At 30.2% G+C, this 19,219-nt stretch carries 30 protein-coding genes and 2 pseudogenes; 1 reads left to right on the top strand and 31 read right to left on the bottom strand.

Going from position 1 to position 19,219, the window contains the following annotated elements; all coding sequences use genetic code 11:
* Window positions 1–109: 109 nt before the first annotated feature.
* A pseudogene (locus tag OCHUTO_RS07130) lies at window positions 110–457 on the bottom strand (hypothetical protein); the annotation flags it as partial.
* Between the two features lie 660 nt (window positions 458–1,117).
* On the opposite strand from OCHUTO_RS07130, the gene OCHUTO_RS04000 reads away from it, so the two are divergent.
* On the top strand, window positions 1,118–1,420 hold the full coding sequence (locus tag OCHUTO_RS04000) for a tetratricopeptide repeat protein (RefSeq protein WP_045797514.1): 303 nt from the start codon (window positions 1,118–1,120) through the stop codon (window positions 1,418–1,420).
* 369 nt (window positions 1,421–1,789) lie between these two features.
* Here the strand turns inward: OCHUTO_RS04000 and hemA are convergent, their stop codons facing one another.
* From hemA to OCHUTO_RS03850, 30 genes and pseudogenes are all read right to left on the bottom strand, one after another.
* Window positions 1,790–3,028 (bottom strand): 5-aminolevulinate synthase, encoded by a 1,239-nt coding sequence (gene hemA / locus OCHUTO_RS03995; protein ID WP_045797513.1) that lies wholly within the window; start codon window positions 3,026–3,028, stop codon window positions 1,790–1,792.
* A 24-nt stretch (window positions 3,029–3,052) separates the two neighbouring features.
* On the bottom strand, window positions 3,053–5,113 hold the full coding sequence (locus OCHUTO_RS03990; protein WP_084215404.1) for a S9 family peptidase: 2,061 nt from the start codon (window positions 5,111–5,113) through the stop codon (window positions 3,053–3,055).
* Window positions 5,114–5,183: 70 nt separating this feature from the next.
* Window positions 5,184–5,456 (bottom strand): 30S ribosomal protein S20, encoded by a 273-nt coding sequence (rpsT, locus tag OCHUTO_RS03985; RefSeq protein ID WP_045797512.1) that lies wholly within the window; start codon window positions 5,454–5,456, stop codon window positions 5,184–5,186.
* Between the two features lie 68 nt (window positions 5,457–5,524).
* Window positions 5,525–5,956, bottom strand: coding sequence for a 50S ribosomal protein L17 (gene rplQ / locus OCHUTO_RS03980; RefSeq protein WP_045797511.1), 432 nt, complete (start codon window positions 5,954–5,956; stop codon window positions 5,525–5,527).
* Between the two features lie 19 nt (window positions 5,957–5,975).
* Window positions 5,976–7,001: a DNA-directed RNA polymerase subunit alpha gene (locus OCHUTO_RS03975; protein WP_045797510.1), complete on the bottom strand. Its 1,026-nt coding sequence runs from the start codon at window positions 6,999–7,001 to the stop codon at window positions 5,976–5,978.
* Window positions 7,002–7,039: 38 nt separating this feature from the next.
* Window positions 7,040–7,420, bottom strand: coding sequence for a 30S ribosomal protein S11 (gene rpsK / locus OCHUTO_RS03970; RefSeq protein WP_045797509.1), 381 nt, complete (start codon window positions 7,418–7,420; stop codon window positions 7,040–7,042).
* Between the two features lie 9 nt (window positions 7,421–7,429).
* Window positions 7,430–7,807: a 30S ribosomal protein S13 gene (gene rpsM / locus OCHUTO_RS03965; RefSeq protein ID WP_045797508.1), complete on the bottom strand. Its 378-nt coding sequence runs from the start codon at window positions 7,805–7,807 to the stop codon at window positions 7,430–7,432.
* Window positions 7,808–7,886: 79 nt separating this feature from the next.
* Window positions 7,887–8,519: an adenylate kinase family protein gene (locus tag OCHUTO_RS03960; protein ID WP_045797507.1), complete on the bottom strand. Its 633-nt coding sequence runs from the start codon at window positions 8,517–8,519 to the stop codon at window positions 7,887–7,889.
* 9 nt (window positions 8,520–8,528) lie between these two features.
* Window positions 8,529–9,841, bottom strand: a pseudogene (secY, locus tag OCHUTO_RS03955) (preprotein translocase subunit SecY).
* Window position 9,842: 1 nt separating this feature from the next.
* Window positions 9,843–10,334 carry a 50S ribosomal protein L15 gene (rplO, locus tag OCHUTO_RS03950; RefSeq protein ID WP_045797506.1) on the bottom strand — a complete coding sequence of 164 codons (492 nt, stop codon included), beginning with the start codon at window positions 10,332–10,334 and terminating at the stop codon, window positions 9,843–9,845.
* 48 nt (window positions 10,335–10,382) lie between these two features.
* A complete protein-coding gene (rpsE, locus tag OCHUTO_RS03945; protein ID WP_045797505.1) occupies window positions 10,383–10,916 on the bottom strand; it encodes a 30S ribosomal protein S5 in 534 nt (177 codons plus the stop codon).
* Between the two features lie 14 nt (window positions 10,917–10,930).
* Window positions 10,931–11,302, bottom strand: coding sequence for a 50S ribosomal protein L18 (rplR, locus tag OCHUTO_RS03940; protein WP_045797504.1), 372 nt, complete (start codon window positions 11,300–11,302; stop codon window positions 10,931–10,933).
* 13 nt (window positions 11,303–11,315) lie between these two features.
* Window positions 11,316–11,849 (bottom strand): 50S ribosomal protein L6, encoded by a 534-nt coding sequence (gene rplF / locus OCHUTO_RS03935; protein WP_045797503.1) that lies wholly within the window; start codon window positions 11,847–11,849, stop codon window positions 11,316–11,318.
* 24 nt (window positions 11,850–11,873) lie between these two features.
* Window positions 11,874–12,275 (bottom strand): 30S ribosomal protein S8, encoded by a 402-nt coding sequence (gene rpsH / locus OCHUTO_RS03930; protein ID WP_045797502.1) that lies wholly within the window; start codon window positions 12,273–12,275, stop codon window positions 11,874–11,876.
* Window positions 12,276–12,301: 26 nt separating this feature from the next.
* Complete coding sequence (rpsN, locus tag OCHUTO_RS03925) at window positions 12,302–12,607, bottom strand: 30S ribosomal protein S14 (protein WP_045797501.1); 306 nt, start codon at window positions 12,605–12,607, stop codon at window positions 12,302–12,304.
* A gap of 18 nt (window positions 12,608–12,625) precedes the next feature.
* On the bottom strand, window positions 12,626–13,195 hold the full coding sequence (rpl5, locus tag OCHUTO_RS03920; RefSeq protein ID WP_045797500.1) for a large ribosomal subunit protein uL5: 570 nt from the start codon (window positions 13,193–13,195) through the stop codon (window positions 12,626–12,628).
* Window positions 13,195–13,524 (bottom strand): 50S ribosomal protein L24, encoded by a 330-nt coding sequence (gene rplX / locus OCHUTO_RS03915; RefSeq protein ID WP_045797499.1) that lies wholly within the window; start codon window positions 13,522–13,524, stop codon window positions 13,195–13,197. The genes rpl5 and rplX overlap by 1 nt, the downstream gene beginning before the upstream one ends.
* Window positions 13,525–13,526: 2 nt before the next feature.
* A complete protein-coding gene (rplN, locus tag OCHUTO_RS03910; RefSeq protein WP_045797498.1) occupies window positions 13,527–13,895 on the bottom strand; it encodes a 50S ribosomal protein L14 in 369 nt (122 codons plus the stop codon).
* Between the two features lie 43 nt (window positions 13,896–13,938).
* On the bottom strand, window positions 13,939–14,181 hold the full coding sequence (rpsQ, locus tag OCHUTO_RS03905; protein WP_045797497.1) for a 30S ribosomal protein S17: 243 nt from the start codon (window positions 14,179–14,181) through the stop codon (window positions 13,939–13,941).
* Between the two features lie 18 nt (window positions 14,182–14,199).
* Window positions 14,200–14,400, bottom strand: a complete 201-nt coding sequence (rpmC, locus tag OCHUTO_RS03900) for a 50S ribosomal protein L29 (protein WP_045797496.1) — start codon at window positions 14,398–14,400, stop codon at window positions 14,200–14,202.
* On the bottom strand, window positions 14,393–14,803 hold the full coding sequence (gene rplP / locus OCHUTO_RS03895; protein ID WP_045797495.1) for a 50S ribosomal protein L16: 411 nt from the start codon (window positions 14,801–14,803) through the stop codon (window positions 14,393–14,395). Before rplP ends, rpmC begins: the two co-directional genes overlap by 8 nt.
* A 12-nt stretch (window positions 14,804–14,815) precedes the next feature.
* Window positions 14,816–15,481, bottom strand: coding sequence for a 30S ribosomal protein S3 (gene rpsC, locus OCHUTO_RS03890; RefSeq protein WP_045797494.1), 666 nt, complete (start codon window positions 15,479–15,481; stop codon window positions 14,816–14,818).
* 20 nt (window positions 15,482–15,501) lie between these two features.
* Window positions 15,502–15,852, bottom strand: coding sequence for a 50S ribosomal protein L22 (rplV, locus tag OCHUTO_RS03885; protein ID WP_045797517.1), 351 nt, complete (start codon window positions 15,850–15,852; stop codon window positions 15,502–15,504).
* A gap of 14 nt (window positions 15,853–15,866) precedes the next feature.
* Window positions 15,867–16,145 carry a 30S ribosomal protein S19 gene (gene rpsS, locus OCHUTO_RS03880; RefSeq protein WP_045797493.1) on the bottom strand — a complete coding sequence of 93 codons (279 nt, stop codon included), beginning with the start codon at window positions 16,143–16,145 and terminating at the stop codon, window positions 15,867–15,869.
* Between the two features lie 21 nt (window positions 16,146–16,166).
* Window positions 16,167–16,991 (bottom strand): 50S ribosomal protein L2, encoded by an 825-nt coding sequence (gene rplB, locus OCHUTO_RS03875; RefSeq protein ID WP_045797492.1) that lies wholly within the window; start codon window positions 16,989–16,991, stop codon window positions 16,167–16,169.
* Between the two features lie 2 nt (window positions 16,992–16,993).
* A complete protein-coding gene (gene rplW, locus OCHUTO_RS03870; protein WP_045797491.1) occupies window positions 16,994–17,290 on the bottom strand; it encodes a 50S ribosomal protein L23 in 297 nt (98 codons plus the stop codon).
* Window positions 17,287–17,913, bottom strand: a complete 627-nt coding sequence (gene rplD, locus OCHUTO_RS03865) for a 50S ribosomal protein L4 (protein WP_045797516.1) — start codon at window positions 17,911–17,913, stop codon at window positions 17,287–17,289. The genes rplW and rplD overlap by 4 nt, the downstream gene beginning before the upstream one ends.
* 15 nt (window positions 17,914–17,928) lie before the next feature.
* On the bottom strand, window positions 17,929–18,573 hold the full coding sequence (gene rplC / locus OCHUTO_RS03860; RefSeq protein WP_045797515.1) for a 50S ribosomal protein L3: 645 nt from the start codon (window positions 18,571–18,573) through the stop codon (window positions 17,929–17,931).
* 20 nt (window positions 18,574–18,593) lie between these two features.
* A complete protein-coding gene (gene rpsJ / locus OCHUTO_RS03855; RefSeq protein ID WP_045797490.1) occupies window positions 18,594–18,899 on the bottom strand; it encodes a 30S ribosomal protein S10 in 306 nt (101 codons plus the stop codon).
* Window positions 18,900–18,924: 25 nt separating this feature from the next.
* On the bottom strand, window positions 18,925–19,219 hold a 295-nt coding region (locus tag OCHUTO_RS03850; RefSeq protein ID WP_045797489.1), incomplete at its 5' end, for an EF-Tu C-terminal domain-related protein.

Genomic DNA, 19,219 nt, shown 5'->3' with positions numbered 1-19,219 from the left:
CAAAAGTGACTAATATTGCTACACCAACTAAGCTTATTACTGGCTTATCTTGAATAATTACTTTGTAAATGAATTGCTTAGCATTTAAATTTTTCAGTTCTAAACGCCAGTTAATTTTCACTCCACTAGCAAGCCAATTTAGGAACAAACCTAAAACAATACCAATTGCTACCATGACTCCAGCAAGCTTGATATTACCTCTAGCTATAGCCCAAATCGATGATAAAATAGTTGCACTGGATATACCTATAGTTTTGAGCTTTCCACTAGAAAGACTATCTACTTTATCTAGTGGACCATTTGGAAACTCTATCGATTCACTATCAGATGTTTTAATAAGCATTACAGGACTTGGATTCTTTGAAACAAAAATCAGTTTTAAATCTTGTATTGTTTCGTTTTCACTAATCAATGTTAAATAAAGCTTGTTTTTACCTTGCTGTGGTACAACAAAAATACAGCCGGAATTATGAATTACCATCTCAGCTGCATCTTGCGGATAAGCAAATATATTGTTGATTTTATCAGATTTTAGGCTGAGTCTTGTTGGTCCATATTCAGCAATTTCTATCTCTAGTAGCTTGTTATCTTGCAGCTCATACTCTACCGCATATACATTATTAAATGTAAACAAAACAATCAGAATTAATAAAGTTCTTAAAATATTCATTTTTCTATCTCTTTAACACAAGTTAGCAACAAAAGATAACTTCTCTTATAGGTTAATTAACAAATTTTGCAAATTTAATTACAGTTTAGGATATGATCTTTAATTATACAAATACTAGTGATAAAAAATAAAAGAATATCGATAAATTTTCTGATAGTATTAAAATAAGGCTAAAAATTAAAAGTTAAGGGAAATTAATAATCATATGAAATTTATGACAGTATTATTAAGCAGCTTTATATAACATAATTTAATTCAGGATAAAAATACGCTATAAGAAAAATATTTTAGTAAGGGGAATTCATTTTTTCAATTAAGACAATATCAAAAAGCAATAAAAAATTATGATTTAGCTATTATATGCAAACTAATTAAAAAATTTCTGCTATAGCTAGAATCTAGGAGATGATTTATGATCTATAGTAAGAATATTTATAATTAATAGTTGTGGAATTAATAAAAACTATGATAGTTATTGTTGGAATAATAACACAATATAACGCGGAAGCTTATAACAATAAAGGACTTGCTTTGACCAAATTAGGACAATATCAAGAGGCAATAGAAAATTTTAATTTAGCTATTAGTAGTTCAGATTATAGAGCAGCTTATCGTAATAAAGAAATTGCTTTGAAGAAATTAAGACAACATCAAGAAGCAACAGCTGCTGCTAATCATAATGAAGAAGTTATTAGACACATTGTGGCTCAAATTAAAGTATATAGTTGTGATCTAGGTGTTCAAAAGTAAATAAATGCTGTTGTTTTTAAGAACTATATTTAAAAGTTGTTTTTCTTTTGAACCAGAACTTATATTATCAAAATCACTGTGAAAGAAACAGTATCCACTTAGCTCGTCAGCACTATCTGATAATTTGAAGTATCGAGCAAAAGAGGGATAAATTCTTGCTCAGTTTCAATGTCTTTTTCTTTTATTATTATATTGATTCAGCTACTTGTACCTGATGCTTAGCTTTGCTTAGCCTTATATTTTCATTTCCATAACAATTTAAGCTATATATTAAACTTAGGATATACTGCACAGTCATGAAAAGTTGATATAGTCTATAGAAAACTATCGTAGCAGCTGTTTTACATTCAAATTTTGAGTTTTCACTTCTTATGCAGAATCGGTAATAATATTGCAAGGGTTAAACGCCATAGATATATTGAGGCTTAATAATATATGTTTTAAAGTTGCTGTTAAATCATCTATCATTTTATCAGTATGAAATGGAGTAGGAGTAATGCGCAATCTTTCTGTTCCTCTTGGTACTGTTGGAAAGTTAATAGCTTGAATATATATATTATACTCCTCTAACAAAGTTTGAGCAACTTGCTGAGTTAAAATTGGATCACCAATAACTATAGCTATAATATGGCTATTATTATTTAAATATTTTATACCAGCTTTTGCTAAACTATACTTCAGTTTAGTAACAGTTTCTTGAAGTTTAAGTCTTTCTTTATTAGATTCCATTAAGTATCTTATACTAGTCATAGCTGCACAACTAATTACTGGAGGCAATGCAGTTGTAAAAATAAATCCTGATGCTGTTGACCTAATCGCATCAATAATGCTACTATCAGCAGCAATATAGCCTCCAATGGCTCCATAAGCTTTAGCCAAATTTCCTTGTATAATATCAACTTGGTTTGATAAGCCAGTTAAGCTACATAACCCAGCCCCATCATCTCCATATAATCCAACACTATGTACTTCATCAATGTATGTTAATGCATTATATTGCTTAGCTAAACTACAAATTTCTTCTATAGGAGCAATAGCTCCACTCATAGAATAAATTGCTTCAAATACAATAATCTTAGGCTGATTTACTGGTATAGACGATAAAATTTGTTTTAAAGATTGTACATCATTATGGCAATAAATATGCTTTTCTGCTCTTGAGTTTCGAATACCAGCAATTATAGATGCATGATTATATTCATCAGAAATAAATATTAGACCTGGAATAATTTGAGCTAAACTTTGTAATGTTGCATCATTTGCAACATATCCAGAAGTAAAAACTAAAGCTTGTTGTTTTTTATGTAGTATTGCTAGTAACCTTTCAAGTTCAACTATAGAACTACTATTACCACCAATATTTCTAGTTCCTCCAGTTCCTACTCCCATCTGTTTAATAGCTTGAATTGCTGATAATATAACTTCTGAATGAAAGCTCATACCCAAATAATCATTAGTACACCATATCAAAACTTTTTTCCCTGTTTGCATACAGACATTATAAGGAAAATCTGTAGTAGATCTTTTAATACATGTAAACTTCCTATATCTTCCCTCTAGCTTTATGTTATGCAAGTGATTATCAAAAAAATTACTATAACTTAGCATTTTTTATTAAATGAAATGATTTCTTTAGTTATTTAACAAACTTAAAACAAAGCAATAATCTTGTGCTTGTTCTTTTAAAGACTCAAAGCGATCACTAGGACCACTATGACCTAAGTTCATATTCATTTTTAAAATTAACTTATTACTATCAGTTTTTAATGAGCGCAACTTAGCAACCCATTTTGCTGCTTCCCAATAACCTACTCTTAAATCGCTTAAACCAGCACTAACATATATATGAGGATAATGCTGGGCTTTTATATTATCATAAGGTGAATAAGATCTAATATAATCGAAATACTCTGGTTTTTGTGGATCACCCCACTCATCATACTCACCAGGAGTTAGCGGTAACGATGAATCAAGCATAGTATTTAATACATCTACAAATGGTACATGTAAAATTGCTGCTTTATATAGTTCAGGATTAGTATTAATAACAGCTCCTATTAATAATCCTCCAGCACTACCTCCACTAATTATAATATTACCTTTGCTAGTATAATTATTTTCAATTAAATGTTTACTACAACAGATAAAATCTTCAAAAGTATTTTTTTTAGTTAAAAATTTAGCTTGTGTATACCAACTATACCCTAAGTCATCCCCTCCCCTAATATGGGCTAAAGCATAAATAATACCACGATCTACTAATGAAAATATATTACTGTTAAATGAAGGACTAATTGATATTCCATAGGAACCATATCCATATAAAAACACCGGATTAGAACCATCACGCTTAAATTTAGACTTTTTATAAATTAAGGAAATTGGTATCAAAGTATTATTGTTATTAGCATACAATCTTTCAACTTCATACTCTTCTGAACTAAAACTTCCAGGTATCTCATTTTTTTTCAAAATATTTAATTTATCTAAAACTAAATCATATTGATAAACTATTTTAGGCTGTCTTAGAGAAGAATATTCAACCCTAATATCATCCTCTTCAAAATTACTAGTATAAGCTATAGCTGAAAAAACCTGCTCATCAAAGTTTAAAGTTTTTATCTTATTATTTGTAAAATTTAATATTTTAATTGCACTAAGACCATTAACTTTATATGTAATAATTAAACAACTCTTAGATATATCAAATGATTTTAAATATTCACCTTCACAAAATGCAATAAAAGTTTTCCAATATTTTTGGCTAGGATTCTCCACTTTAGTCACTGCAAGCCGAAAATTCTCATTTATATCATTAGTTAAAATAAAAAACTCTCCGTTATAATGCTCAACATCATATATTACTTTAGGCATACGTTGCTGAATTATATAAGGAATTAAACTTGCATCTTTAGTACTAACAAAATAGTATTCATTATTATCATGGCCTGATGATTCAATAAAGAGATACTTTGCATCATTAGATTTTTGAATAACAAGATTATATAAGGCATTTTTTTCCTCTAAAATAAGCTTATCATATTCCAGATCACTATTCAGTTTATGAAACAAAACCTTGTCTGAGCGCCAATACTTATTAGTTTTAGTATAAAAAAAACCACAAATCTCTTCATGCCATACTATATTACCAATCACTTGAGGTATTTCATCCATTAAATGAGTATTAGTATTAAGATCAAGTACTTTTATCGTATAGCGCTCACTACCATCATAGTTAACTGAATAAGCAACATAACTATTATCCGGTGAGACACTAAAAGACCCAATTGATACAAATGAATACTGCTTAGCTAAGTCATTTATATCTAATATTATTTCTTCCTCTGCATCCATACTACCATATTTTCGACAAAAAATCTGATATGCTTTCTCAGCTTCGGTTCTAATATAATAAAAATAATCCTTCTTTTTAGTATATGGCGACTGATCAGTAAGCCTTATTCTAGACTTCAGCTCTTTATATATTTCAGTAATCATTAGCTGATACTGATTAAAATATGCATCAGCATAACTATTCTCAGACTCAAGATAAGATAATATTGACTTATCCTTCACCTGTTTTGGCCATTCACGATCCCTAAGCCATGCAAAATCATCTCTAATTTTGTTATTATTTACAGTAAAACTATGGAATATTTTCTTTGCTATTGGCGGAACTATAGAAGTTGACATTGCTATATTAAAAATTAACAAAAAACATTAGTATCGAACACTAAATATAGCATATAAATAATTATATTAACTAATTTAAATCTTCAAGTTGTTTTATTTTTTTAGATAACCTACTAACTTTTCTTGAAATAGTATTTAATTTTAAAATTCCTTTATTAACTCCTTTAGCTAATCTAGAATGAGCTGCACTCAAAGCCTCACTAGCTACCTTCTTATCACCAGCATTAATTGCTAATGCTACTTTCTTTAAAAAGGTCCTAACATTGGACTTTCTACTTTTATTTATCAATGTTCTTTTTTGATCCTTTCTAATTGATTTCTTAGTTGATTTATGATTTGCCATCTTTAAATTTTTATATCCTAATTTAAAATATTACCATTAATTTATATCTATTTTGCATGATATATTAGTTAGTTGGACTGCTCTATTACTAGCTGCTCTGTATCTCTATAGTTTTGTTTTAATTCTTTACCTTTAGATTCAACATTACGATCCACAAACTCTATATACGCCATAGGTGCCATATCCCCATACCTAAACCCAGCTCTTAAAACCCGTGTATATCCCCCATGGCGGTTAGCATATCTGAGGGCTAATACAGTTATCAATTTTCTTACTGCATATTTATTCTTAATTTTAGACACTAAATTCCTAATATCATGTAGGCTACCTTTTTTAGCAATAGTTATACACCTTTCAATAAAACGCTTAAGTTCTTTTGCTTTAGGTAAAGTAGTCTTAATTTGCTCATGCTGTATTAATGCTACAGCCATATTTGACAACATTGCTAACAAATGACTAGTTGTTCTATTTAATTTTCTACCACTAATTCTATGACGCATTAATTACCTCTATTTAATACTAATATTGCTCTTCATGTTTTTTTGCAAGAGATTCAAGTTTTTCTGGAGGCCAACCTATATCTTTCATACCAAATTCCAAATTGAAATTAGCCAAAATTTTCTTAAGCTCATTCAATGATTTACGACCAAAATTAGCTGTCTTAAGCATTTGATTTTCAGTTCTAGCTACTAAATCCCCAACATAAACTATATTTTCATTCTTTAGACAATTTTGAGATCTTACAGATAACTCTAATTCATATACTTTTTTTAATAAAATAGGATTAATAGTTTGAAGCTCTTCCTTTTCTGGCTTTTCTTCCTCAACTTCTTGAAAATTAATAAAGACCTGTAATTGATCTAACAATATTCTTGCTGCCAAGCCTAATGCTACATCTGGATTAACTACACCATTAGTTTCAACAGTGATTATCAATTTATCATAATTTGTCACCTGCCCAACCATTGAATTCTCAACCTTATAAGATACCTTCTTTATAGGATTAAACAATGCATCAAGACGAATTACACCTATCGAAGATTCCATACTACATGGATTAGCAGGAACATATCCTTTCCCTTGTTCACAGACAAGATCCATTTCTAGATTAAAGCCTTTATCTAGATTGCAAATAACATGCTGGGGATTTAAAATCATAACATCTTGCTTATCAGCAACAGTAATCATGCCTGCAGTTACAACTGCAGGCCCTAAAACCTCTAACCTTAAATTACATTTCTGTACTGAATCCATTTTAACAATTATACCTCGAAGATTTAAAATAATATCTGTTAAATCTTCTTTAACTCCACTTACCGGCGATAATTCATGCTCTACACCTGGAATTTTTATCGAAGTAATTGCAGCTCCACGCAAAGAAGATAATAATACCCTACGCAAGGAATTACCTAAAGTTAATCCCAACCCTCTCTCTAACGGTTCAACAATCATGGTCTTAATATTAGGATTATTATCAACAGATTTATACTGAACCTTTGCAGGCTTAATTAATGAATTCCAATTTTTAGCTAAAAGTATTGTCATATTTCTCCCTCACTAATAAACTAACTAACATATTTCACTTAAACTCTCCGCCTTTTTGGAGGCCTACAACCATTATGAGCTACTGGAGAAACATCTGTTATACTAGTTACAATAAAATTTTGATTAAATATAGCTCTTAAAGCTGATTCTCTCTGAGATCCTGCTCCTTGTATACGAATAGAAAGAGTCTTTATTCCATGTTCTTTAGCAACTTCAGAAACTTTTTCTACTATAATCTGAGCTGCATAAGGAGTAGCTTTTTTAGCTCCCTTAAAACCAATTGCCCCAGCAGATAATGCTGCAATAGCATTACCTTGCATATCAGTAAATGTAACTATAGTATTATTAAACGTAGACTTTATATACGCTATACCGAGGGTAATACTTTTTCTTTTCTTTTTTGTTTTCGTATTATACATTTTATTAAATTATTTATTAGGTTTCTTTTTTCCAGCAATAGCAATAGCCTTGCCTTTTCTAGTACGAGCATTAGAATGAGTGTTTTGTCCTCGAACTGGTAACTTTCGAATATGCCTTAGCCCTTCATAACAACGAATATCTTTTTTCTTTTTTATATTAAGGTTTATTTCTCTACGTAAATCACCTTCAACTTTATATTGGCTTTCTATTATAGATCTCAATATTACTAGCTCTTGATTAGATAGATCTTTCACTTTTGAATCTATCGAAATTTGAGCTTTTTGGCAAATACTTTCTGCCGCTGATCTACCAATACCATATATATATGTCAAGCCTATTACCACTCTTTTACTGGTTGGTATATTAATATTTGAGATCCTGACCATAGAACTTTTATTCCTCTTAATTTACTTTCTTAAAATAATTAGACTTGTAAGCCTTGAATAATATAATTTTCATAAAAAATCAATATATTCCTGATATTTTTTTTATATTTTTTAATATAACTTCTGCAGGTTGATTAGCATCAATTAATACTAACTTATTTTGAGCTTTATAAAATTCCAACAACGGTAAGGTCTCTTGCTCATAAGATTCTAATCTTGATTTAATTATACTTTCTTCATCATCAACTCTATTCTGAAAGTCGCTACTACCACAAATATCACAAACTCTATCAATTTTAGGCATACAATACAGTTTGTTATATATTTTTCCACAATTATTACAACTTATTCGTCCACTTAATCTAAGTAATACTATTGCATTATCAATATCAAAAAATAATACTTTAAAATCCATTGACAAATTTTTTTGTAAAAATTCAGCTTGAAAAATATCCCTAGGATAGCCATCGAGTATTATATTTTTATCTTGTCCTATATCTTTTAAAGCATCAAGTACAATTTTATTGGTAATATCTGATGGTACTAATCTACCGTGTTTAACAAAATTTTTAACAATATCTGCCTTTTCAGTATTACTTTCCATTACAGCACGTAAAGCCTTCCCAACAGAAATAATACTAAAATCATCTGATAACAAAAAAGCTTGAGTACCTTTACCAGAACCAGGTGGGCCTATGAAAATTAATATCAAATCTCTATCCTATTTATCTCTATATTTCATTCTCTTAACTAAAACATCATATCTACTAGTAAAAATATGAGTTTGAATCTGTGATAAAGTGTCAAGTACTACATTCACTATAATAAGTAAACTCGTACCACTAGAAGTAAATAAGCCCCCAGGCATTATATTTCCTAAAACTTCAGGTATAAGACATACAACACATAAATATAGAGCTCCTAAAACACTTATTCTACCAAGCAAATAATCAAAATATTCAGCAGTATTTTTTCCTGGCCTCCTACCTGGGATATAAGCATTATATTTCCTTAAATTTCAGCTGTTTCATCTGAATTAAATACTATAGCTGTATAAAAAATACTAAAAAATATAATCAATAAACCATAGCATAATATAAAAAATATCTTGCCAGGACTAAAATAACTAACTATGGACTGTAAAATTTCTGAATCCTTATTATTTTGAGATAAGTTTAATACAGTCAGAGGAAATAACAACAGTGAACTAGCAAAAATAGGAGGAATAACTCCAGCCGTATTTAACTTTAGTGGTATATGAGTAGTATCACCACCGTAAACTTTATTGCCTAACTGACGTCTAGGGTAATGAACTAAAATCCTCCTTTGTGCTTTCTCAAAAAATACTATAAATCCTATTAAGATAATCATCACCGCTATAATAGCTATAGCTAGAAAAGGAGAATCTTCACCTTTTCTAGCTAATTCAAAAGTAGCTATGATAGACTTTGGTATACTAGATATTATCCCTATAAATATAATTAACGAAGACCCATTACCAATTCCATGAGAAGAAATTTGCTCACCAATCCACATTAAAAACATCGTACCTACAACTAATGTTATAACTGTAGTTAATCGAAAAAACACTCCTGGCATTATTACAACTGCTCCAGATTCAGTAACAAAATTCTCTAACCATATTGCAATACCAAAAGCTTGAAATGAAGCCAATGCAATAGTACAATATCGTGTAAGCTGAATTATTTGCTGCCTCCCCCTTTCTCCATCCTTTTTTAAATTTTCTAAAGCAGGATAAGCCATAGACAGTAACTGTATTATAATTGAAGCAGTAATATATGGCATTATTGCTAAAGCAAATATAGACATATTAACAAACGCTCCACCAGAAAGCATGTTAAACATTCCCAAAATACCAACTTGATTTTGAGGTAATAACTCTTTTAAGTTATTAGAATCTATACCAGCTATAGGTATATATACACCTACCCTACATATTATTAACATTACTAACGTAAACAATATCTTAGAAATAAGAGTTACATGTTGATCATAAAAAGAAGAATTCTGCATATTAATTATTAATTACTTTTATTCCTAAATTCAGGATATTTTTTTTTGCAGATATAGAATACTTATCAAAACTAAACTGTAAATCAAATTTAGTTAAAAAAGATATATTTTCACTATTTAAGACTGAACTACAAGAACTTACCCACAGCAATTTTACTTTATTAGTATTTTTAGGTAAAACCTTCAACTTTAATAATAAAAGCCTATCAATAACTGCTCCAGTGTCAATTCTATTAGCTTTTATTAAGCATAAAATTTTAGTAATATTAATAATACTATATTTATCTTTATTAATAGATTTAAAACCACGCTTTGGTAATCTCTTTATTAAAGGAGTTTGCCCTCCTTCAAAGCCTTTAGCAACTTTAGCCCTAGATTTTTGCCCCTTTACCCCCCTTCCACAGGTTTTACCTTTACCACTACCAATACCACGCCCTAATCTTTTAGAATGCTTTTTTGCTCTTTCCAAATTATATAAAGTATTTAACTTCATAGATACCTTGTTATTTTTTATTTCCACATTTTAGAATTCTTAACTTTTTTATATACCATCATTATTATTTATAATTTTTTTTTTACGAACTGTAACTGATAATTCACTTAATTTTAATCCACGTCTTTCTGCTATTGCTCTTGGTACAGTTAACTGCTTTAAAGCATTTAAAGTTGCTGCAATCATTGAATAAGGATTTGAAGATCCAAAAGACTTAGCTACAACATCTTGTATACCTAAAGAATCAAAAATAAATCTCATAGCTCCTCCAGCTATAATTCCAGTCCCTGCTTTTGCACGACGAAGCATCACTTTTGCAGCACCACTTTTACCATATACATCATAATATATAGTTCTACCTTGACATAAAGGTACTTGTATCATATATTTTTTAGCAGTTTGCGAAGCTTTAAACCTAGCTTCACTAACTTCATTAGCTTTACCATGGCCATACCCTACACTTCCAGCTTTATTTCCTAATACTATACAAGCTGAAAAGGAAAATCTACGCCCCCCCTTTACTACCTTAGTTACACGATTAACATTTACTAAATGTTCTACAATAATTTCTTCTTTAGACATAATATATATAATTACTAAAAATTTAACTTCTCTCGAGCCCCATCAGCTAAAGCTTTAATTACACCATGATACTTGTATCCACTTCTATCAAAGACCACTCTTGTTATTCCTTTATTACTAGCTCTCTTTGCCAATAATTGCCCTACTCTCTTAGCATACTGAACATTGCATTTATAATACTTTAACTCAGTAGAAATACCTTTATCTAAAGTACTTGCTGCAGCTATAGTATTAGATTTACTACTACCAATATTTTCAATAACTTGAGCATATATATTGCGATTAGACTTAAATACAGATAAACGAGGACAATTACTAGATAATTTTGCTATCTTAGCTCTAACTCTATTTTTTCTAATCAGAAATCTATCTTTTGAATTGCGCATTTAAAACCAATTATTAATTTTTCTTACTTTCTTTTAATTGAATATATTGACCTTTAATTTTAATACCCTTTTCTTTATAATGCTCAGCTGGCCGCTGTTTTATAATCAAAGCTGCAAACTGCCCTAGAGCCTGTTTATCAATACCAAATAAACAAATAGCATTGGTTTTAGAAACTGTTACTTGAATATCACTAGGAACTACAATTTTAGTATTATGACTTTTTCCTAAAGCTAAATTTAAATAATTACCTTTTAATGAAGCTGCATACCCTACTCCTTTTATTTCTAATTCCTTAGTAAATCCATTACTAACTCCTTGTATCATATTATTAATAATACTTCGCACTGTGCCCCACATAGCTCTAGAATGTTTATCATTATTTAATGGTTTTACTATAACCTTATCATTTTCTTTTAACACAGTTATACTACCAAAAAATGACTTTAATAATTTACCTTTTGGCCCAGATACAGATATAGACAAACCATTAATATCAACTACAACATCTTTAGGTATCGATACAACTAACTTCCCAATTCTAGACATTAATATACACTACCTTCATAAATATCAAAAAATTTTACAAATCACTTCTCCACCCACACCTAACTTACGAGCTATTCTATCAGATATTATTCCCTTAGAAGTAGAGATAACATAGATTCCCATATTATTATAATATGGCCTCAATTTTTTTATAGGTAAATACACCCTCCTACCAGGAGCAGAAACCTTGTTTATCTCTTTTATATTAGGCTCCCCTTTTAGAGAATACTTTAACTTAATAATAATTTCCTTAACTCCATTCCTCACTTCTTTAATCAAATATGAATGTATAAACCCCTCTTCAACTAAAACATTCAATATAGCTTCTTTTTTTCGAGAAAAAAATGTATTAGCATACATTAACCTACTTCTTTGAGCATTTCGAATTCTAGTTAACATATCAGCTAATGTATCACTCATTGACATACTTTACTCTCTTTTTTATTCATTTATTACCAACTTGATTTTCTTAATCCAGGAATTATACCACTACCAGCTAATTTTCGTATAACATTTCTACAAAGCCCAAACTGATTATAATACCCCCTTGGACGCCCTGTTTCAGCACATCTATTTCTAATTCTAGTAATACTAGAATTACGTGGTAAATTTGATAGCTTTAATACTAAATTAAATCTTTCTTCAAGAGATAAATTTTTATTATATATTTCAGACTTTAGTCTTTGCCGCTTCAATTTTAATTTATTAAATAACTTACTACGTTTTATATTTCTCTGTATAGCACTCACTTTTGCCATATCTACCCTATATCATGATTAATCGTAAAATGGGACATCACGCATCCGCAATAATGCCCTCAATTCTGTTGAACTTTTAGCTGAAGTTTCAATATTAACATTCATACCTATTTCCTTATCAGTCATATCTTTTTTCTTCACTTCATCATCCATTTCTATAAAATCTCCTATATCTTTCACTCCAAAAGAAAAATTACCACTTTGGTCACAACTTTTGATCGAAAAACCCTTAAACCCCTTTATCCTTGGAAAAACTCTAAGAACTAATCCTCTAATAAAATCCTCCGCCCTTTTCCGCCTTAAAGTAACCTTACACGCTATTAACATTCCCTCCCGCAATTTAAAAGCTGCAATTGATTTTTTAGCTTTAATTAATACCGGCTCTTGACCAGTAATCATAGCTAAACTTTTTTTAACACGATAAATAATCTTAGAGTCAGCTACAGCATCCTTAATACATATATTCGCTATAACTTTTTTTATTCTAGGAATTTGATAAAAATTACTATAATTAAATTGCTTTTGTAACTCCTGTATATCTTTTTCTCTTATCTCTTTTAGAGATAATTCCTTAAAACTTAAAGCCATTATTTTCCTTCTTCTTGTAAAATTTTGCCAGAATACTTAGAAATTCTAACTTTTCTTTCATCATCTAATTTTTTATAAGTAATTTTAGTCATTAAAGAAGATACAGAATCAACATAAGCGACATTCGAAATATGTATAGGCAATTCTTTAGTAAGAATACCACCAGAATTATTTTTATCAGCTTTTACATGCTTTTTAGCTAAATTAACACCTTGAACAATCACTTTAGATAATTTAGTAAGTACCTTAATCACTACCCCTCTTTTCCCTTTATCTTTACCAGTAATAACTTGTACTTGATCTCCAGTCTTAATTCTAATCTTTTTCATAATTATAACACTTCTTCAGCAAGAGAAACTATTTTAGAAAATTTTTTTCCTTTTAACTCTCGAGGCACAGGTCCAAAAACTCTAGTACAAAATGGTTCTTCTTGTTTATTTAACAAGACAACATCATTACTATCAAACTTAATATTACTTCCATCAGAACGAGTAATACCACACTTAGTTCGAATAATTAACGCCCTACATACCTCACCTTTTTTGACCTTACCTTTTGGTATTGCCGACTTTATAGAAACAACTATCACATCTCCTAAACTAGCTATCATATGATGTGTACCACCTAATACTTTAATACACATTACTTCCTTTGCACCAGAATTATCAGCAACCCTTAAGATAGTTTGCATTTGTATCATTCATCTAACTCTATAAATTTATAAAATATCATACTTATGTAAATCAATTTTCCTCTTTTCCTTCTAAAACAAGCCAACATTTTGTTTTAGAAACAGGACGACTTTCAATAATTGTTACTCTATCACCTTCATTATATAAATTATTAGGATCATGTACAGCATATTTTCGAGCACGTTTAATAGTTTTCTGATATAGCGGGTGCTTAAACTTTCTCTCAACTTTTACAATTATTGTTTTATCCGGTTTAGCACTAACCACCTGCCCCTGTAAAATTCTTCTTGGCATTTTATTTCTTTTTCTTAATTATTTTCTTATTTTTGAAATTTGTGTTTTAATTTGAGCAACTTTCCTCCTTAACCCAGCAATACCCTTAATAGTATTAGCCCCATCAATACTATTTCGTAGTCTAGCATTAAATAATTCTTTTTTATATCTCAATAATAAATTATTTAAATCTTGTAATTCAATATTAAATAGATCACTATATTTTTCAAACTCATTCATAACGCTTTACTATTTTAGTTCGCACTGGCAATTTAGCACTAGCTAATTCTAAAGCTTTAATTGCTATCTCTTCACTCACTCCATCAAGCTCAAACATTACCCTACCAATAGATACCCTAACAACAAAAAACTCTGAACTACCTTTTCCTTTCCCCATTCTAACTTCAGTTGGTTTTTTTGAAACTGGTATACTAGGAAAAACATTAATCCAAAACTTTCCTTGCCTTTTCATGCACCTGACAGCTGCTCTTCTAGCAGCTTCAATTTGTCGACTAGTAACCCTACAACTATCAAGAGACTTTAATCCAAACTCTCCAAAAGCTATCATAGTACCAGCCTTAGCCTTAAGAGCTACTCTACCTTTATGTGCTTTTCGATATTTTTGTTTTTTAGGACTCAGCATAACTATGATTTTTTAACTATTATTTTTAACTTCCTTAATTCTAGATTCATTAACATTACCATTATAAATCCAAACTTTAACTCCTATTACTCCATAAGTCGTCACTGCCTCCGCAGTAGCATATCTTACATCAGCTCTTATTGTATGCAATGGAACCCTACCCTCTTTATAAGACTCCGACCTAGCAATTTCAACCCCTCCTAAACGCCCTGAACATATAATTTTTATACCTTTAGCCCCTTGCTTTATAGAAGCTTGTATTGCCTTTTTCATAACCTTTTTAAAAGATTGCCTCCTTTCTAATTGTTGTGCAATAGTCTGTGCAATAAAAACTTCTTCTATTTCAGGCTTTTTTATTTCACGTATATTAATAGACACATCAGCAAAAGTAATCTCTGCTATTTTTTTCTTTAATTTTTCAATATCACTTCCACTTTTACCTATAATTACTCCAACCTTCTTAGCATCTATATTAATAATTATATTTTTATTTGATGGCCATTCAATTACTATCTTAGTGATCTGCGCAAGTCTATACTCCTGATTGATTATTTTTCTAATCTTTAAAATTTTCAGTAAAAAATCAGAATAATTATTTTTAGCATATAAAACTGACTCCCAATTTCTAGGTAAATTTGGCCCAATCCTAAATATACAAGGATTAACTTTTTGTCCCATTAATAATATCTCTTTATCTCTTAATTTATTTCACTAACAGTAATATATAAATTACTAAAAAACTTTTTAATTCTAGATGATTTCCCCCTAGCTCGAGGCACTAATCTTTTCATTACCCCGCCTTTACCAACAATTGCTTTCAACACTATTAAATTATCAATATCTAATCCTTTATTATTCTCCGCATTAGCAATTGCTGACTGCAAGCATTTTTTTACATTTATAGCTGCTCTTTTTTTTGAAAAACTTAATTGCACAATTGCATCAGAAACTTTTAAAGTTCTAATTAATCCTGCAATTAAATTCAACTTCCGTGGACTAACTCTAATCATTTTTAAAGTTGCATCAGCAGAATTTTTCATTTCAAACATACCAATACCAATCACTATTTTCTTTTTACTTTTCTATCAGCTGCATGCCCATGAAAAGTCCTAGTAGGAGCAAATTCACCTAACTTTCTACCTACCATTTCCTCAGTAATAACTACAGGAATAAATTTATTACCATTATGCACAGCAAAAACAAACCTAACAAAGGTAGGAATTATTGTTGACTCTCTTGACCATGTTTTAATTACACTGTTCTTACCAGATTCTATCAACTTATTTACTTTTTTTATCAAACTTTCCCTAACAAAAGGACCTTTCCATACAGGACGTGCCATAAAATCAAACCCAATATAATATTAATTTTTCCTTTTTACAATAAACTTAGAAGTAAATTTATTCTTTCTAGTCTTCTTACCTTTAGTTTTTTTACCCCAGGGAGTAACTGGATGGCGTCCACCAGATGTTTTACCTTCTCCTCCACCATGTGGATGATCAACAGGATTCATTGCTACCCCACGAACCACTGGCCGTCTGCCTAACCATCTAACCCGCCCAGCTTTGCCATACGATATGTTTTTATGATCTATATTTGAAACACTACCTATTGTAGCCCTACTTGTTAGTAATATCTTTCTTACTTCACCAGATCTAAGCCTTATTAGAGCATATCCAGAATCTTTATTTAATAAAACTGCGTATGCTCCAGCAGAGCGAGCAATTTGCCCACCTTTACCTGCTTTAATCTCAATATTGTGTATAGTAGTACCTACTGGTATTACTTCTAAAGGTAAACAATTACCTACACTAATTTCAGCATCATTTTTACTAGATATTATTTTATCCCCTATATTCAAACCTTTAGGAGCTAAAATATAAGAAAACCTACCATCATCATATTTTATCAAAGCAATAAAAGCAGTTCTATTAGGATCATATTCTATACGTTCTACTGTAGCATATATATCTACTACTTTACGTTTAAAATCTACCATCCTATATAATTGCTTATGCCCTTTTCCTCTATGCCAAACAGTAATTCTACCTAAATTATTTCTTCCACCAGTTTTACTAAACCCTCTGGTTAATCTTTTTAAAGGCCGCCCCTTCCATAGCTCAGACTTATCAACTTGAACTACTTGCCTTAAAGATGAAGTTACTGCATTATAAATTTTTAATGGCATTATTACTTTATACCTCCAATACCAAAATCAATAACATGTTCTTTTGCTATAGTAACTACAGCCTTTTTCCTATTAACTTGCTTACCTAAAACACCTTTAAACCGCTTAACTTTTCCCATTACATTAATAATATTAACCTTAACAACATTAACATTAAAAATACTCTCCACTGCCTTTTTTATGTTATACTTATCAGCATCAAGTTGCACAAAAAACACATATTTTTTCAGCTCTGAAGCTAAAGTAGATTTTTCAGTAACTACAGGCCTTAATATTAAATCATAAAATTTATAATTCATCCTACTAATCTCATTTCTAAACTTTTAATAGCTTCTAAAGTTATCATCACACAATCATGCTTTATGATATCATATGGGTTAGCTCCAATTTGAGCTACAACATTTAAATTAAATAAATTTCTAGAAGCTAAAAAAAAGTTTTTATCTATATTATGGTCATCGATACAAAAAAAACTAGAATAGCAATATTTTTTCAATAATCCGCTTAAAATAGCTGTTTTACTACTTCCTATATTAAAATCATTAACAACCATCAATTTATCAGTAGATAACTTATAAGACAATGCATATTTCAAAGCCTGCTTACGTATTTTTTTGGGAATATTAAATTCATGACTTCTAACTACAGGTCCATGAGATACTCCCCCACCTCTCATTTGAACTGAACGTAAAGAACCCTGCCGAGCACTACCAGTACCCTTCTGCCTAAAAGGCTTTTTAGTTGTCCCACTTACTCCAGAAATTGTTTTTGTACTATGAGTCCCAGACATTCTTTTAGCTAACTGCCAACCTATTACTAATTTTACAATATCAGGCCTATACTTTAAACAAAAAACATTCGGATTAAGATCAATTTCTTTTTCCGCTTTTTGTTGGAGAAAATTATATATTTTTACTTTCATTATTTTACCTAACACTTAAAGTAATAATTTTTTAACAGCATCAGTAATATAAACTATTGCACCCTTCTTGCCAGGAATACCACCTTGTATTGCTAATAACCTTTTCTCTAAATCAAAAGAATAAACCCTTAAATTAGCTATAGTAACAAATTTTTTTCCTCCCATACGTCCAGCCATTTTTTTATTCTTAAATGTCCGACCTGGATAAGCTCTATTACCTGTAGATCCATGCGATCTATGAGAAATAGACACACCATGCGTTGCTTCCAACCCTCGAAAACCATGTCTTTTCATTGGCCCAGCAAATCCTTTTCCTATTGGAATACCTTTTACATCAACATATTGTCCTACTCTAAAATATGAAGCATCTAAAATATCACCAACCTTTAACATTTGTTCTTTTTCAACTTTAAACTCTTTAATTATAGCTTTAGGATTAATTTTCACCTTAGAAAATATAGAACGCATGGGTTTTTTAACTTTTAAAGGAGAAACGTCTTTATAACCTAAAACCACGGCATTATATCCACTACTACTAGTTAACTTATGCCATAAAACTTGGCATATATCTACTTTTAAATAAGTTATAGCAACCTTTTTACCATTCTCATCAAAGTTACTACCCATACCTAATTTTTCTGCTATCAATCCGCTTCTAATATTTTTCATTTTAATACGCACTAATTAATTTGCACATCAACACCTGGAGCTAAGGTAATTTTTGTTAAAACTTCAATAGTTTGAGGAGTAGGGTTAGTAATAATCACTAAACGCTTATGAGTTCTAATCTCAAATTGCTCTCTAGATTTTTTATTAACATGCGGAGATTTATTAAATGTAAAACGCTGAATTCGCCTAGGTAAAGAAATAGCTCCCTTAATTTTTGCACCAGCACTTTTTGCTAGACGCACAATTTCAAAGGTAGTCCTATCTAACAAAGCATGATCAAAAGACTTTAAGCGAATTCTAATATCTTTACTACTCATCACTAACCTGCAATTACCTATAATATCATTTTATAATTTTAGAAACTTTACCTGCACCAATAGTTTTACCACCTTCGCGAATAGCAAAAGATAACCCTTGATCCATAGCAATTGGAGCTACTAAATTAATACTTAATGTTGCATGATCACCTGGCATTACCATCTCTTTTCCAGATAATAATGTTATTTCTCCAGTTACATCTGTTGTTCTACAATAAAACTGAGGCCTGTAATTCTGAAAAAATGGAGTATGCCTTCCCCCTTCTTCTTTTGTTAATACATAAACTTCAGCCTCAAAACTATCGTGCGGAGTAATAGTG

The organism is Orientia chuto str. Dubai (assembly GCF_000964595.1).
Lineage (GTDB): Bacteria > Pseudomonadota > Alphaproteobacteria > Rickettsiales > Rickettsiaceae > Orientia > Orientia mediorientalis.
Note: the sequence above shows the minus strand (reverse complement) of the source record. Positions and strands in the feature narration are given on the sequence as shown.

Coding starts and splice junctions, on each gene's coding strand:
- hemA (WP_045797513.1), bottom strand. CDS start 3,028: ATGCTAAGTTATAGTAATTTTTTTGATAATCACTTGCATAACATAAAG.
- OCHUTO_RS03990 (WP_084215404.1), bottom strand. CDS start 5,113: ATGTCAACTTCTATAGTTCCGCCAATAGCAAAGAAAATATTCCATAGT.
- rpsT (WP_045797512.1), bottom strand. CDS start 5,456: ATGGCAAATCATAAATCAACTAAGAAATCAATTAGAAAGGATCAAAAA.
- rplQ (WP_045797511.1), bottom strand. CDS start 5,956: ATGCGTCATAGAATTAGTGGTAGAAAATTAAATAGAACAACTAGTCAT.
- OCHUTO_RS03975 (WP_045797510.1), bottom strand. CDS start 7,001: ATGACAATACTTTTAGCTAAAAATTGGAATTCATTAATTAAGCCTGCA.
- rpsK (WP_045797509.1), bottom strand. CDS start 7,420: ATGTATAATACGAAAACAAAAAAGAAAAGAAAAAGTATTACCCTCGGT.
- rpsM (WP_045797508.1), bottom strand. CDS start 7,807: ATGGTCAGGATCTCAAATATTAATATACCAACCAGTAAAAGAGTGGTA.
- rplO (WP_045797506.1), bottom strand. CDS start 10,334: ATGAAGTTAAATACTTTATATAATTTGGAAAGAGCAAAAAAGCATTCT.
- rpsE (WP_045797505.1), bottom strand. CDS start 10,916: ATGTCTAAAGAAGAAATTATTGTAGAACATTTAGTAAATGTTAATCGT.
- rplR (WP_045797504.1), bottom strand. CDS start 11,302: ATGCGCAATTCAAAAGATAGATTTCTGATTAGAAAAAATAGAGTTAGA.
- rplF (WP_045797503.1), bottom strand. CDS start 11,849: ATGTCTAGAATTGGGAAGTTAGTTGTATCGATACCTAAAGATGTTGTA.
- rpsH (WP_045797502.1), bottom strand. CDS start 12,275: ATGTCAATGAGTGATACATTAGCTGATATGTTAACTAGAATTCGAAAT.
- rpsN (WP_045797501.1), bottom strand. CDS start 12,607: ATGGCAAAAGTGAGTGCTATACAGAGAAATATAAAACGTAGTAAGTTA.
- rpl5 (WP_045797500.1), bottom strand. CDS start 13,195: ATGGCTTTAAGTTTTAAGGAATTATCTCTAAAAGAGATAAGAGAAAAA.
- rplX (WP_045797499.1), bottom strand. CDS start 13,524: ATGAAAAAGATTAGAATTAAGACTGGAGATCAAGTACAAGTTATTACT.
- rplN (WP_045797498.1), bottom strand. CDS start 13,895: ATGATACAAATGCAAACTATCTTAAGGGTTGCTGATAATTCTGGTGCA.
- rpsQ (WP_045797497.1), bottom strand. CDS start 14,181: ATGCCAAGAAGAATTTTACAGGGGCAGGTGGTTAGTGCTAAACCGGAT.
- rpmC (WP_045797496.1), bottom strand. CDS start 14,400: ATGAATGAGTTTGAAAAATATAGTGATCTATTTAATATTGAATTACAA.
- rplP (WP_045797495.1), bottom strand. CDS start 14,803: ATGCTGAGTCCTAAAAAACAAAAATATCGAAAAGCACATAAAGGTAGA.
- rpsC (WP_045797494.1), bottom strand. CDS start 15,481: ATGGGACAAAAAGTTAATCCTTGTATATTTAGGATTGGGCCAAATTTA.
- rplV (WP_045797517.1), bottom strand. CDS start 15,852: ATGTTTGAAATGAAAAATTCTGCTGATGCAACTTTAAAAATGATTAGA.
- rpsS (WP_045797493.1), bottom strand. CDS start 16,145: ATGGCACGTCCTGTATGGAAAGGTCCTTTTGTTAGGGAAAGTTTGATA.
- rplB (WP_045797492.1), bottom strand. CDS start 16,991: ATGCCATTAAAAATTTATAATGCAGTAACTTCATCTTTAAGGCAAGTA.
- rplW (WP_045797491.1), bottom strand. CDS start 17,290: ATGAATTATAAATTTTATGATTTAATATTAAGGCCTGTAGTTACTGAA.
- rplD (WP_045797516.1), bottom strand. CDS start 17,913: ATGAAAGTAAAAATATATAATTTTCTCCAACAAAAAGCGGAAAAAGAA.
- rpsJ (WP_045797490.1), bottom strand. CDS start 18,899: ATGAGTAGTAAAGATATTAGAATTCGCTTAAAGTCTTTTGATCATGCT.